Annotated in this window: 12 protein-coding genes; 9 read left to right on the forward strand and 3 right to left on the reverse strand. The window is 67.3% G+C overall.

Features of this window, described 5'->3' with window-relative positions; genetic code table 11:
• Positions 1 to 106 precede the first annotated feature (106 nt).
• Both tsf and rpsB read right to left on the reverse strand, forming a co-directional pair.
• Positions 107 to 976, reverse strand: coding sequence for a translation elongation factor Ts (tsf, locus tag BLT78_RS10235; protein WP_090348879.1), 870 nt, complete (start codon positions 974 to 976; stop codon positions 107 to 109).
• A 127-nt stretch (positions 977 to 1,103) separates the two neighbouring features.
• A complete protein-coding gene (gene rpsB, locus BLT78_RS10240) occupies positions 1,104 to 1,841 on the reverse strand; it encodes a 30S ribosomal protein S2 (RefSeq protein WP_090348880.1) in 738 nt (245 codons plus the stop codon).
• Positions 1,842 to 2,105: 264 nt separating this feature from the next.
• Between rpsB and map the strand changes: the two genes are divergently transcribed.
• From map to BLT78_RS10275, 8 genes are all read left to right on the forward strand, one after another.
• Positions 2,106 to 2,888 (forward strand): type I methionyl aminopeptidase, encoded by a 783-nt coding sequence (gene map / locus BLT78_RS10245; protein ID WP_090348881.1) that lies wholly within the window; start codon positions 2,106 to 2,108, stop codon positions 2,886 to 2,888.
• A 30-nt stretch (positions 2,889 to 2,918) separates the two neighbouring features.
• Positions 2,919 to 5,630 (forward strand): [protein-PII] uridylyltransferase, encoded by a 2,712-nt coding sequence (locus BLT78_RS10250; protein ID WP_090348882.1) that lies wholly within the window; start codon positions 2,919 to 2,921, stop codon positions 5,628 to 5,630.
• A 13-nt stretch (positions 5,631 to 5,643) separates the two neighbouring features.
• Positions 5,644 to 6,846 (forward strand): succinyldiaminopimelate transaminase, encoded by a 1,203-nt coding sequence (gene dapC / locus BLT78_RS10255; RefSeq protein WP_090348883.1) that lies wholly within the window; start codon positions 5,644 to 5,646, stop codon positions 6,844 to 6,846.
• Positions 6,843 to 7,013 (forward strand): hypothetical protein, encoded by a 171-nt coding sequence (locus BLT78_RS21405; RefSeq protein ID WP_157719524.1) that lies wholly within the window; start codon positions 6,843 to 6,845, stop codon positions 7,011 to 7,013. The genes dapC and BLT78_RS21405 overlap by 4 nt, the downstream gene beginning before the upstream one ends.
• 15 nt (positions 7,014 to 7,028) lie before the next feature.
• Positions 7,029 to 7,379: an ArsC family reductase gene (locus BLT78_RS10260; protein ID WP_090348884.1), complete on the forward strand. Its 351-nt coding sequence runs from the start codon at positions 7,029 to 7,031 to the stop codon at positions 7,377 to 7,379.
• A gap of 36 nt (positions 7,380 to 7,415) precedes the next feature.
• A complete protein-coding gene (gene dapD, locus BLT78_RS10265) occupies positions 7,416 to 8,450 on the forward strand; it encodes a 2,3,4,5-tetrahydropyridine-2,6-dicarboxylate N-succinyltransferase (RefSeq protein WP_090348885.1) in 1,035 nt (344 codons plus the stop codon).
• Positions 8,451 to 8,578: 128 nt separating this feature from the next.
• Positions 8,579 to 9,784, forward strand: coding sequence for an aminotransferase class V-fold PLP-dependent enzyme (locus BLT78_RS10270; RefSeq protein WP_090348886.1), 1,206 nt, complete (start codon positions 8,579 to 8,581; stop codon positions 9,782 to 9,784).
• Positions 9,781 to 10,197 (forward strand): SufE family protein, encoded by a 417-nt coding sequence (locus BLT78_RS10275; protein WP_090348887.1) that lies wholly within the window; start codon positions 9,781 to 9,783, stop codon positions 10,195 to 10,197. Before BLT78_RS10270 ends, BLT78_RS10275 begins: the two co-directional genes overlap by 4 nt.
• A gap of 138 nt (positions 10,198 to 10,335) precedes the next feature.
• On the opposite strand, the gene tcdA is transcribed toward BLT78_RS10275, so the two are convergent.
• On the reverse strand, positions 10,336 to 11,151 hold the full coding sequence (tcdA, locus tag BLT78_RS10280) for a tRNA cyclic N6-threonylcarbamoyladenosine(37) synthase TcdA (protein WP_090348888.1): 816 nt from the start codon (positions 11,149 to 11,151) through the stop codon (positions 10,336 to 10,338).
• Between the two features lie 201 nt (positions 11,152 to 11,352).
• Between tcdA and BLT78_RS10285 the strand changes: the two genes are divergently transcribed.
• Positions 11,353 to 13,941, forward strand: a complete 2,589-nt coding sequence (locus BLT78_RS10285) for a glycosyltransferase (protein WP_090348889.1) — start codon at positions 11,353 to 11,355, stop codon at positions 13,939 to 13,941.
• Positions 13,942 to 14,053: the final 112 nt, after the last annotated feature.

The following is a 14,053-nucleotide window of genomic DNA, read 5'->3' on the forward strand; positions in this document are numbered from 1 at the left end:
AAAACGGCAATCCCTGCGCACTTCCGACAGGCACGGCCTGTCGAGCCGCAAAGAAAAGGCTGCGCGCGCTAGCGGGCAGCCTTTTCTTCGACGGCGTCAGACCACCTTACTGCTGGCTGGCAGCGACCTGGGCAGCCACTTCGGCAGCGAAGTCGACCTCGGCCTTCTCGATGCCCTCGCCCACTTCGTAGCGCACGAAGGAAACGACTTCGGCACCGGCCTTCTTGGCCAGCTCACCGACCTTGACTTCCGGATCCTTGACGAACGGCTGCTCGACCAGGCTGGCTTCGGCGAGGAACTTGCTGATGCGGCCCTTGACCATGTTCTCGACGATGTTTTCCGGCTTGCCGGCGATCTTGTCGGCGTTCAGGGCCAGGAAGATTTCCTTTTCCTTGGCGATGGCTTCTTCGGAAACCTGGGCCGGGGAGAGGAACTGCGGGTTGCTGGCAGCCACGTGCATGGCGATGTCGCGAGCCAGCTCCGGGGTGCCGCCACTCAGGGTCACCAGCACGCCGATACGGTGGCCGTGCAGGTAGGCGCCGACCACGTCGCCCTCGACGCGGGTCAGGCGACGGATGTTGACGTTCTCGCCGCACTTGGCGACCAGAGCTTCACGAGCGGCCTCACGGGAGGCGACCAGCGGAGCGACTTCGGTCAGGCCGTTGGCGAAGGCCTCTTCCAGGCTCTCGGCGACGAAGGCCTTGAAGTCGTCCTGCAGGGCCAGGAAGTCGGTCTGCGAGTTGACTTCGACGATCACGGCCGACTTGTTGTCAGCAGCGACCTTGACGGCGATGGAGCCTTCGGCGGCGATGTTGCCAGCCTTCTTGGCGGCCTTGATGGCGCCGGAGGCGCGCATGTCGTCGATGGCCTTCTCGATGTCGCCATCGGCGGCAACCAGAGCCTTCTTGCACTCCATCATGCCTTGGCCGGTACGCTCGCGCAGTTCTTTAACCAGGGCTGCAGTGATCTCTGCCATGTTCGGAATCCTCTAGAGTTGCTCTAAAACTGTTTACCCGGCGAACCGGATAGCAATTCGGAAGTGGCAAAAAGGGGGCCTAGCCCCCTTTTTGCGCACCGGATAACGCTGGACGGCGCGCGTGCGCTCAGCCTTCAGCGGCTTCGGACGGAGCTTCCTCGACGAACTCGTCGCCGGCGCCGGCCTTGGACTTGCCGCTCAGCACGGCATCGGCCATGGAGCCCAGGTACAGCTGAACGGCGCGGATGGCGTCGTCGTTACCCGGGATGATGTAGTCCACGCCTTCCGGGCTGCTGTTGGTATCGACGACGCCGATGACCGGGATGCCCAGCTTGTTGGCTTCGGTGATGGCAATGCGCTCGTGGTCGACGTCGATCACGAACAGCGCGTCCGGCAGGCCGCCCATCTCCTTGATACCGCCCAGGCTGCGCTCCAGCTTCTCCAGGTCGCGCGAACGCATCAGCGCTTCCTTCTTGGTCAGCTTCTCGAAGGTGCCGTCCTGGGACTGGACTTCCAGCTCGCGCAGGCGCTTGATCGAGGCGCGGATGGTCTTGTAGTTGGTCAGCATGCCGCCGAGCCAGCGGTGATCGACGAACGGCATACCAGCGCGGGTAGCCTCTTCGCGAACGATCTTGCCAGCGGAGCGCTTGGTGCCGACGAACAGGATCTTGTTCTTGCCAGCTGCCAGCTTCTCAACGAAGGCCAGGGCCTCGTTGAACATCGGCAGGGTCTTTTCCAGGTTGATAATGTGGATCTTGTTGCGCGCGCCGAAAATGTACTTGCCCATCTTCGGGTTCCAGTAACGGGTCTGGTGACCGAAGTGGCAGCCGGCCTTGAGCATATCGCGCATGTTGACTTGGGACATTTCTCTTCCTCAGATAAGTCGGGTTGGGCCTCCACGCACCCCAATATCCAACCCTCGCGGGCACCCAGGATAGTTGTGTCGATGCGTGTGTGGTTTCGATGCCTTTCCGGGACCACCCCGAAAAGCGCCGCGCTTTATACCATACCTGCGCGCCGGACGAAACCCGGGCGACGCCGCAGCGACCGCCCGCAGGCGCGTCCGCCTCTGTTAGAATGCCAACCTTTCCTGTTTACCAGAGCGGGCGCCCCGCACCAGAGAGAACTGATGACCGTCACCATCAAGACCCCCGAGGAAATCGAGAAAATGCGCGTGGCCGGCCGCCTGGCCGCCGACGTGCTGGAAATGATCGAGCCCCACGTCAAGGCCGGGGTCACCACCGACGAACTCAACCGCCTGTGCCACGACTACATCGTCGACGTGCAGCAGGCCATACCGGCGCCGCTCAACTACAAGGGCTTCCCCAAGTCGATCTGCACCTCGCTCAACCACGTGGTCTGCCACGGCATCCCCAATGACAAGCCGCTGAAGGATGGCGACATCCTCAACATCGACATCACCGTGATCAAGGACGGCTACTTCGGCGACACCAGCAAGATGTTCATGGTCGGCAAGGTGCCCGAGTGGGCCACCCGCCTGTGCCAGGTCACCCAGGAATGCCTGTACAAGGGCATCTCGGTGGTGCGTCCCGGCGCGCGCCTGGGCGACATCGGCGAGATCATCCAGAAGCACGCCGAGAAGAACGGCTACTCGGTGGTCCGCGAGTACTGCGGCCACGGCATTGGCAACGTGTTCCACGAGGAGCCGCAGGTGCTGCACTACGGCCGCGCCGGCACCGGCCTGGAGCTGAAGGCGGGGATGACCTTCACCATCGAGCCGATGATCAACCAGGGCCGCCACGAGACCCGCCTGCTCGGCGATGGCTGGACCGCCATCACCAAGGATCGCAAGCTGTCCGCCCAGTACGAGCACACCATCCTGGTGACCGACAGCGGCTGCGAGATCCTGACCCTGCGCAGCGACGACACCATCGCCCGCTGCCTGCCCTGATCAGCACCACCAGCGACAGGAGAACGCCCGATGCACCCGACGGATGTGGACAACGAACTGTTCGACCGCGGCCAGTTCCAGGCTGAGCTGGCGCTGAAGAGCAGCCCGATACCCGCCTTCAAGAAGGCCATCCGCCGGGCGGGCGAAGTACTAGACGAGCGCTTCTCCGCCACCTGCGACATCCGCAACCTGATCACCGGGCGCGCCTGGTTCGTCGACCAGATCCTGCGCGAGGCCTGGGCACGCTTCGACTGGGGCAGCCAGGACAACGTGGCCCTGGTCGCGGTCGGCGGCTACGGCCGCGGCGAGCTGCACCCGCACTCGGACATCGACATCCTGATCCTCCTCGACGGCGCCCAGCACGAAGCCCTGCGCGAGCCGATCGAGGGCTTCCTCACCCTGCTGTGGGACATCGGCCTGGAGATCGGCCAGAGCGTGCGCTCGATAGAGGAGTGCGCCAGCGAGGCGCGCGCCGACCTGACGGTGATCACCAACCTGATGGAAAGCCGCACCATCGCCGGGCCGGACGAGCTGCGCCAGCGCATGCGCGCCGCCACCGGTACCCAGTACATGTGGCCGGCGCGCGAGTTCTTCCTCGCCAAGCGCGCCGAGCAGCGCGCCCGCCACGCCAAGTACAACGACACCGAGTACAACCTCGAGCCCAACGTCAAGGGTTCGCCCGGCGGCCTGCGCGACCTGCAACACATCCTCTGGGTCATCTGCCGGCAGTACGGCACCCTCAGCCTGGAAACCCTGGTCACCCGCGGCCTGCTGACCGACAACGAATACAACCTGCTGACCTCCAGCCAGACCTTCCTGTGGAAGGTGCGCTACGCCCTGCACATGATCGCCGGGCGCGCCGAGGACCGTCTGCTGTTCGACCACCAGCGCCGCCTGGCCGGCCTGCTCGGCTTCGAGGCCAGCGACACCAAGCTCGCGGTCGAGCAGTTCATGCAGAAGTACTACCGGGTGGTGATGGCCGCCGCCGAGCTGAGCGACCTGGTCAACCAGACCCTCGAGGAGCTGCTCCTCGAGCAGCCCGACCCCGCCCCGCCGCGCCAGCTCAACGCGCGCTTCCAGGTGCGCGACGGCTTCATCGAGGCGATCCACCCGAACGTGTTCAAGCGCAGCCCCAGCGCCATCCTCGAGGTCTTCGTGCTGATGGCCCAGCACCCGGAGATCCGCGGCGTGCGCTCGGACACCATCCGCCTGCTGCGCGACCACCGCCACCTGATCGACGACAAGTTCCGCCACGATATCCGCAACACCAGCCTGTTCGTCGAGCTGTTCAAGTCGCACGAGGGCATCCACCGCAACCTGCGGCGGATGAACCGCTACGGCATCCTCGGCCGCTACCTGCCGGAGTTCGGCCACATCGTCGGCCAGATGCAGCACGACCTGTTCCACATCTATACAGTCGACGCGCATACACTCAACCTGATCAAGAACCTGCGCAAGCTCAACCGCCCGGACATGGCCGAGAAGTTCCCGCTGGCCAGCGAGCTGATGGCCAAGCTGCCCAAGCCCGAGCTGGTGTATTTCGCCGGGCTCTACCACGACATCGCCAAGGGCCGCGGCGGCGACCACTCCGAACTGGGCGCCCGGGACGCGCTGGACTTCTGCGCGCGCCACCACCTGCCACCGTGGGACAGCCGGCTGATCGCTTGGCTGGTGCGCAACCACCTGCTGATGTCGACCACCGCGCAGCGCAAGGACCTCTCCGATCCGCAGGTGATCCACGACTTCGCCCGCGCCGTCGGCGATCAGGTCCACCTCGACTACCTGTACGTGCTGACCGTGGCCGACATCAACGCCACCAACCCGACGCTGTGGAACTCGTGGCGCGCCTCGCTGCTGCGCCAGCTGTACGCCGAGACCAAGCGCGCCCTGCGCCGCGGCCTGGAAAACCCGCTCGACCGCGAGGAGCGCATCCGCGAGAACCAGCATGCCGCCCTCGACCTGCTGCGCAGCCGCGGCCAGGTCGACGGCGACGCCGCCGAGCAGCTGTGGGCGCAACTGGGCGACGACTACTTCCTGCGCCACAGCCCCGAGGACATCGCCTGGCACACCGAGGCGATCCTCCAGCACCCCCATGACGGCGCGCCGCTGGTGCTGATCAAGGAAACCACCCAGCGCGAGTTCGAGGGCGGCACGCAGATCTTCATCTACGCGCCCGACCAGCACGACTTCTTCGCGGTGACCGTGGCGGCGATGGACCAGCTCAACCTGAACATCCAGGACGCGCGCATCCTCACCTCGACCAGCCAGTTCACCCTCGACACCTACGTGGTGCTGGACGCCGACGGCGGCTCGATCGGCGACGATCCGCAGCGCATCCGCGAGATTCGCCAGGGCCTGATCGACGCGCTGAAGAACCCGCAGGACTACAGCAGCATCATCAAGCGGCGCGTGCCGCGCCAGCTGAAAAGCTTCGGCTTCGCCCCGCAGGTGACCATCCACACCGACGCCCAGCGCCCGCTCAGCATCATCGAGGTGATCGCCCCGGATCGCCCCGGCCTGCTGGCCCGCATCGGCCAGATCTTCCTCGACTTCAACCTGTCGGTGCTCAACGCCAAGATCGCCACCCTGGGCGAGCGCGTGGAAGACGTATTCTTCGTCACCGACGAACACAACCAGCCGCTGGCCGACCCGGAGCTCTGCGCCCGCCTGCAGGAATCCCTGGCCCGCCAGCTCTCCGACACCCCGGACAGCCTGATCACGCCGTCCCGCATCCGCTTCTGAACAGGATCTCTTGATGAACCGAGCCCTCGACCTTCTGCAGCCCTATCCGTTCGAAAAGCTGCGCGCGCTGCTGGCCGGCGCCCAGCCGCCGGCTGACAAGAAGCCGATCGCCCTGTCCATCGGCGAGCCCAAGCACCGCTCGCCGGATTTCGTCGCCCAGGCGCTGGCCGACAACCTCGACCAGCTCGCCGTGTATCCGACCACCATCGGCCTGTCGGCGCTGCGCGAGAGCATTGCCCGCTGGTGCGAGCGCCGCTTCGGTGTGCCGGGCGGCTGGCTCGATCCGGCCCGCCACGTGCTGCCGGTCAACGGTACCCGCGAGGCGCTGTTCGCCTTCACCCAGGCCGTGGTGAACCGCGAACCGGACGCCCTGGTGGTCAGCCCCAATCCGTTCTACCAGATCTACGAAGGCGCCACCCTGCTCGCCGGCGCCCAGCCGCACTACCTGCCGTGCCTGGCCGAGAACGGCTTCAACCCGGACTTCGACGCCGTGCCGACCGAGGTCTGGCAACGCTGCCAGATCCTGTTCATCTGCTCGCCGGGCAACCCCACCGGCGCGCTGGTGCCGCTGGACACCCTGAAGCAGCTGATCGCCCTGGCCGATGAGCACGACTTCGTGATCGCCGCCGACGAGTGCTACAGCGAGCTGTACTTCGACGAGGACAACCCGCCGCCCGGCCTGCTGAGCGCCTGCGCCGAACTGGGCCGCAGCGACTTCAAACGCTGCGTGGTGTTCCACAGCCTGTCCAAGCGCTCCAACCTGCCGGGCCTGCGCTCGGGCTTCGTCGCCGGCGATGCCGAGATCCTCAAGCCGTTCCTGCTCTACCGCACCTACCACGGCTGCGCCATGCCGGTGCAGACCCAGCTGGCCAGCATCGCCGCGTGGAACGACGAGGCGCACGTGCGCGCCAACCGCGACCTCTATCGCGAGAAGTTCGCCGCGGTGCTGGAAGTGCTGCAGGGCGTGCTCGACGTGCAGCGCCCGGACGGCGGCTTCTACCTGTGGGCGAAGACCCCGGTGGCCGACACCACCTTCACCCGCGAGCTGTTCGAACGCGAGCACGTCACCGTGGTGCCCGGCTCCTACCTGTCGCGCGAAGTGGACGGCGTCAATCCGGGCGCGGGCCGCGTGCGCATGGCCTTGGTCGCGCCGCTGGCCGAGTGCGTCGAGGCCGCCCAGCGCATCCGCGCTTACCTGGAGAAGCGCCAGGGATGATGGACAACCCGCTCAACGTGATGACCGCCCTGGTCGCCTTCGGCATGCTGCTGCTCGGCGTCGGCTACAACCGCCGCGACAGCGACGCCGGCGTGGCGCTCATGGCGGGCGGCGTGCTGGTCATGCTGTCCTCGCTGTTCTATCGCCTGTACCTGGCCTTCGCCTGACCCCCGGAGCCCCTGATGACTGCAATCTGCCTGTACGGCATCAAAGCGTGTGACACCATGAAGAAGGCCCGCACCTGGCTCGACGAGCAGGGGGTCGCCTACCGGTTCCACGACTACAAGGTCGCCGGCATCGACCGCGCCAGCCTGGAGAAGTGGTGCGCCGAGCACGGCTGGGACAAGGTGCTCAACCGCGCCGGCACCACCTTCCGCAAGCTCGCCGACGAGCAGAAGGCCGATCTCGACCAGGCCCGCGCCATCGAGCTGATGCTCGCGCAGCCGTCGATGATCAAGCGCCCGGTGCTCGACCTCGGCGACCGTACCCTGCTCGGCTTCAAGCCGGAACTCTACGCCGCCGCGCTCGCCTGAGCCGGCCGCCCGCAACTCTCGAAAGGAAACATCCGCATGTCGCAGAACCTCTACAGCATCGCCTTCGGCGTCGGCACCCAGAACCGCCAGGGCGCCTGGCTGGAAGTCTTCTTCGCCCAGCCGCTGCTCGCCCCGACCGCCGAACTGGTCGCCGCCACCGCCGCCATCCTCGGCTACGCAGGCGGCAACCAGACCATCGCCATGACCAACCACCAGGCCCACGACCTGGCCGGCGCCCTCAAGCAGATCGACGCCGCCCAGGCCGCCCTGCTCACCCGCCTGGCCGAGAGCCGCAAGCCGCTGGTCGCCGTGCTGCTCGCCGAGGACGCCGCCCCCGCCACCACTCCGGAGGCGTACCTCAAGCTGCACCTGCTGTCCCATCGCCTGGTCAAGCCGCACGGCACCAGCCTGGCCGGCATCTTCGCCCTGCTGCCCAACGTGGCCTGGACCAACGAGGGCGCCATCGACCTCGGCGAACTGGCCGAGCGCCAGCTGGAAGCCCGCATCAAGGGCGAGCTGCTGGAAGTGTTCTCGGTGGACAAGTTCCCGAAGATGACCGACTACGTGGTGCCGAGCGGCGTGCGCATCGCCGATACCGCCCGCGTGCGCCTGGGCGCCTACATCGGCGAAGGCACCACCATCATGCACGAGGGCTTCGTCAACTTTAACGCCGGTACCGCCGGCCCGGGCATGATCGAAGGCCGCGTCTCCGCCGGCGTGTTCGTCGGCAAGGGCTCGGACCTCGGCGGCGGCTGCTCGACCATGGGCACCCTGTCCGGCGGCGGCAACATCGTGATCAGCGTCGGCGAAGGCTGCCTGATCGGCGCCAACGCCGGCATCGGCATCCCGCTGGGCGACCGCTGCACCGTGGAGTCCGGCCTGTACATCACTGCCGGCACCAAGGTCGCCGTGCTCGACGAGCGGAACAACCTGGTGGAAGTGGTCAAGGCGCGCGACATCGCCGGCCAGAACGACCTGCTGCTGCGCCGCAACTCGCAGACCGGCGCGGTCGAGTGCAAGACCAACAAGACCGCGATCGAGCTGAACGAGATGCTCCACGCGCACAACTGAGCGGCGTCCGTAGGGTGGACAACGGCGCAGCCTTGTCCACCACGACGCGCTGCGGTGGACAAGCGCTGCGCGCGTTGTCCACCCTACCGCTAACCGCCCTACCGGGACCGCCCCTGACAGGAGCCACCATGTCCCTGCCCTCTCCCTGGCGCGCCGACTTCCCGGCCTTCGCCGCCTTCATCGCCGGCGCCCAGACCTACCTGGACAGCGCCGCCACCGCGCAGAAGCCGCAGATCGTGCTGGATGCCCTGCTCGACTACTACGTCGGCGGCGCCGCCAACGTGCATCGCGCCCAGCATGCTCCGGGTGAACGCGCGACCCTGGCCTTCGAGGGCGCCCGACAGAAGGTCGCGCAGTGGCTGAACGCGGACAGCCCCGACGAGATCGTCTTCACCCGCGGCACCACCGAGGGCCTCAACCTGCTGGCCTACGGTCTCGAGCACCTGCTGCGCGCGGGCGACGAGATCGCCGTCAGCGCCCTCGAGCACCACGCCAATCTGCTGCCCTGGCAGCAGCTGGCGCAGCGCCGCGGCCTCAAGCTGGTGATCCTGCCGCTGGATGCTGCCGGCGACGTCGACCTGGAGCAGGCCAGCGCGCTGATCGGCCCGCGCACCCGCCTGCTGGCGGTCAGCCAGCTGTCCAACGTGCTCGGCCGCTGGCAGCCACTGGCGCAACTGCTGGCCCTGGCCCGCGCCCAGGATGCGCTGACCGTGGTCGACGGCGCCCAGGGCGTGGTCCATGGCCGCCACGACATGCAGGCGCTGGGCTGCGACTTCTACCTGTTCTCCGGACACAAGCTGTACGCCCCGGACGGCATCGGCGTGCTCTATGGGCGCCGCCGCGCCCTCGCCCGCCTGCAGCACTGGCAGTTCGGTGGCGAGATGGTGCAATACGCCGACTACCAGGAGGCCCACTTCCGTCCGCCGCCCCTGGGGTTCGAGGCCGGCACGCCACCGATCGCCGCCGCCATCGGCCTGGGCGCCGCGCTGGACTACCTGGGCGCGCAGGACGACGAGGCCATCGCCGGCCACGAGAGCGCCCTGCACCAGCGCCTGCTCAAGGGGCTGCGCAGCTTCGACGGCCTGCACCTGCTGAGCGAACCGCACACCGCACTGGCCAGCTTCGTGGTCGAAGGCGTGCACAACGCCGACCTCTCCCATCTGCTCAGCGAGCAGGGCATCGCCGTGCGCGCCGGCCAGCACTGCGCGATGCCGCTGCTGCGCCGCCTCGGCATGCCGGGAGCGGTGCGCGTGTCACTCGGGCTGTACAGCGACGGCGACGATCTGGAGCGTTTCTTCGCCGCCCTCAATCACGCCCTGGAGCTGCTGCGATGAGCCTGCCGGCCGCCGCCCGCGAGGCCCTGGACGCCTTCGCCAACTGCCCTGGCTGGGAGCAACGCGCACGCCTGCTGATGCAGTGGGGCGAGCGCCTGGAGCCGCTGACGGAAGAAGAGCGCTGCGAGAGCAACCGCGTCCATGGCTGCGAGAGCACGGTGTGGCTGGTGCCCGGCCACGCCGGCGCGCACCTGCAGTTTCGCGCCGGCAGCGACGCCCGCCTGCTGCGCGGCCTGCTCGCCCTGCTGCTGCTGCGGGTCAACGGCCTGAGCGCCGCCGAACTGGCCGAGGTGGACGTGGCCGACTGGTTCGCCCAGCTCGGCCTGGGGCGCCAGCTGTCGCCTTCGCGCAGCAACGGACTGAATGCGGTGCTCGCGCGGATCCGCGAGCTGGCCGCCGGAATCTCCCTGTAGGGGCGAATTCATTCGCCTGACGGGACCGCGCTGGCGAATGAATTCGCCCCTACCGGAGAGATTGCCCACCATCGGGCGCACGGGGCGTCGGTAGCTGATCGTTGCGCGAGTCCTCTACCCTACGACCGGCCTGTCCGGTTACTCGGCCGACGCCGCCCTGCGCTCCGCCGGGCGCCGCGCGCCGGCTACCAGCTTGTCGACCAGCCGCGCCGCGGCGACCATGCCGAAGCTGGCGGTGACCATCATCACCGCACCGAAGCCGCCGGCGCAGTCCAGGCGTACCCCCTCGCCGACGAAGCCCTTGGCCTGGCAGACGCTGCCGTCCGGCTTGGGGTAGCGCAGCTGCTCGCTGGAAAACACGCAGGGCACGCTGTAGGTCCGCCCCGGCGTGCGCGAGAAGCCGTAGTCGCGGCGCAGGGTCGAGCGCACCTTGGCCGCCAGCGGGTCGTTGAAGGTCTTGTTGAGGTCGGCGACCTGGATCTGGGTCGGATCGATCTGCCCGCCGGCGCCGCCGGTGGTGACGATCTGGATCTTGCGCCGCTTGCACCAGGCGATCAGCGCCGCCTTGGCCGCCACGCTGTCGATGCAGTCGATCACTCCGTCGAGCTGCTCGGTGATGCACTCGGCCATGGTCTCGCGAGTGACGAAGTCGGCCACCGCATGCACCGTGCAGTCGGGGTTGATGGCGCGGATGCGCTCGGCCATCGCCTCGACCTTGGCGCGACCGATATTGCCGGCATGGGCATGGATCTGCCGGTTGGTGTTGGTCACGCAGACGTCGTCGAGGTCGAACAGCGAGATCTCGCCGACACCGCTGCGCGCCAGCGCCTCGGCGGCCCAGGAACCGACGCCGCCGATGCCGACCACCGCCACATGGGCCGCGGCCAGGCGCTCGAGTCCCTGGCGACCATAAAGGCGGGCAATGCCGCCAAAACGCTGCTCGTCGATCTGCATGACACCCCCGGAAAAATGCGTGGCGCATTATAGATTCGCCGCCGACGCACGCCCAGCGAACCCGCGGCTGCGGTGACTGTCAGATTGGCAGTACGGACAGCCGTGGCGCCCCTGTACAGCCTTCTGGCCACAGAGTAGGATGCGCGCGCGTCGGCGGCCGCCGGCATTCTCCCCTGTTCCTCTTCCTGGAACCCTGCATACATGTCTGCTCGCAAATTGGGTCTCAACCTGGTCATGGTCGTGGCCGTGGCTTCCCTGTTCACCGGCCTGTGGGCCTGGTTCAACCAACCCGTGGAGGCTCCGGACTGGCCCGACCAGATCTCCGGCTTCTCCTACGCCCCGTTCCGCCTGCACCAGAACCCGCAGGAAGGCGTCTACCCCAGCGAAGACGAGGTGCGCGCCGACCTCGAACTGCTGAGCAGCCACACCGACAACATCCGCACCTACTCGGTCGACGGCATTCAGGCCGAAATCCCGCGCCTGGCGGAGGAAGCAGGCCTGCGCGTGACCCTGGGGATCTGGCTGACCAACGACGAGGCGGCCAACGAGTCGCAGATCGAGCGTGGCATCGCGATCGCCAAGCGCGAGCGCAGCGTCGTGCGGGTCGTCGTCGGCAACGAAGCCCTGTTCCGCGAGGAGGTCACGCCCGAGCAACTGATCGGCTATCTGGATCGCGTGCGCGGTGCGCTCAAGGTACCGGTGACCACCGCCGAGCAGTGGCACATCTGGCAGAAGTATCCGGAGCTGGCCAGGCACGTCGACCTGATCGCCGCCCACGTCCTGCCCTACTGGGAGTTCGTGCCGCGCGAGGACTCGGTCGACTTCGTCCTCGACCGTGCCCGCGAACTGAAGAAGATGTTCCCGAAGAAGCCGCTGCTGCTGGGCGAAGTCGGCTGGCCGAGCAACGGCCGTACCCGTGGCGGCGCCGAAGCCAACCAGGCCGACCAGGCCATCTACCTGCGCACCCTGGTCAACAAGCTGAACGCCAAGGGCTACAACTACTTCGTCATCGAAGCCTTCGACCAGCCGTGGAAGGCCAGCGACGAAGGCTCGGTCGGCGCCTACTGGGGCGTCTACAACGCCGACCGCCAGCCCAAGTTCCCGTTCGCCGGGCCGGTGGTGGAAATTCCGCAATGGCGCCTGCTGGCCACCGCCTCCGGGGTACTGGCCCTGCTCGCCCTGGCCCTGCTGCTGATCGACGGCAGCGCCATGCGCCAGCGCGGACGCACCTTCCTGACCGTGGTCGCGTTCCTCGCCGCCACCATGCTGGTGTGGATCGCCTACGACTACAGTCAGCAGTACAGCAACTGGTTCAGTACCCTGGTCGGTGTCCTGCTGGCCATCGGCGCCCTCGGCGTGATGATCGTGCTGCTCACCGAGGCCCATGAGCTGGCCGAGGCGGTCTGGCTGCAGAAGCGCCGCCGTCCGTTCCCGCCGGTGACCGGCGACAGCGCCTACCGGCCCAAGGTGTCGATCCACGTGCCCTGCTACAACGAGCCGCCGGAGATGGTCAAGCAGACCCTCAACGCCCTGGCGCGCCTCGACTATCCGGACTTCGAAGTCCTGGTGATCGACAACAACACCAAGGATCCGGCGGTCTGGCAGCCCGTGGAGGCCCACTGCGCCACCCTCGGCCCGCGCTTCCGCTTCTTCCACGTCGCGCCGCTGGCCGGCTTCAAGGGCGGCGCCCTCAACTACGCCCTGGAGCGCACCGCGCCGGATGCCGAGGTGGTCGCGGTGATCGACTCCGACTACTGCGTCGGCCCCGACTGGCTCAAGCACATGGTGCCGCACTTCGCCGATCCGAAGATCGCCATCGTGCAGTCGCCGCAGGACTACCGCGACGAGCACGAGTCGCTGTTCAAGAAGCTCTGCTATGCCGAGTACAAGGGCTTCTTCCACATCGGCATGGTGACCCGTAACGAGCGTGACGCCATCATCCAGCACGGCACCATGACCATGACCCGCAAGTCGGTGCTCGACGAGCTGAAGTGGGCCGAGTGGTGCATCACCGAGGACGCCGAGCTGGGCCTGCGGGTGTTCGAGAAGGGCCTGTCCGCCGCCTACTATGAGAACAGCTACGGCAAGGGCGTGATGCCCGACACCTTCATCGACTTCAAGAAGCAGCGCTTCCGCTGGGCCTACGGCGCCATCCAGATCATGAAGCGCCACCTGGGCAGCCTGCTGCTGGGCCGGGACAGCGAACTGACCCGTGGCCAGCGCTACCACTTCGTGGCCGGCTGGCTGCCGTGGATCGCCGACGGCCTGAACATCTTCTTCACCATCGGCGCCCTGCTGTGGTCGGCGGCGATGATCATCGTGCCGCACCGGGTCGACCCGCCGCTGATGATCTTCGCCATCCCGCCGCTGGCGCTGTTCGTGTTCAAGCTGGGCAAGATCCTGTTCCTCTACCGCCGCGCCGTCGGCGTGCGCATGCGCGACGCCTTCGCCGCTGCCATGGCTGGCCTGGCGCTGTCGCACACCATCGCCAAGGCGGTGCTGTACGGCTTCTTCACCAGCAGCATCCCGTTCTTCCGCACACCGAAGATGCGCAGCAGCCACGGCCTGATGGTCGCCCTGGCGGAAGCCCGCGAGGAGGTGTTCGTCATGCTGCTGCTGTGGGGCGCCGCCATCGGCATCAGCGTGACCCAGCCGCTGCCCGGCATGGACGTGTTCTTCTGGGTCACCGTCCTGCTGGTCCAGTCGCTGCCCTACCTGGCCGCGCTGGTGATGGCTCTGCTGTCGTCGCTGCCCAAGCCCGAGGCGCGGGCGGACGAGGTGCCGGCCTGATATGTCTACCACCCTCATCAGGGCAGGCAAAAATGCTGCCGCCTTGATGAGGGACTGAGCGCAGATCTCCCCTGCAAAAAAAGAAAGGCTGCCATTCGGCAGCCTTTCTCGT

Source organism: Pseudomonas oryzae (assembly GCF_900104805.1).
Taxonomy (GTDB): domain Bacteria; phylum Pseudomonadota; class Gammaproteobacteria; order Pseudomonadales; family Pseudomonadaceae; genus Geopseudomonas; species Geopseudomonas oryzae.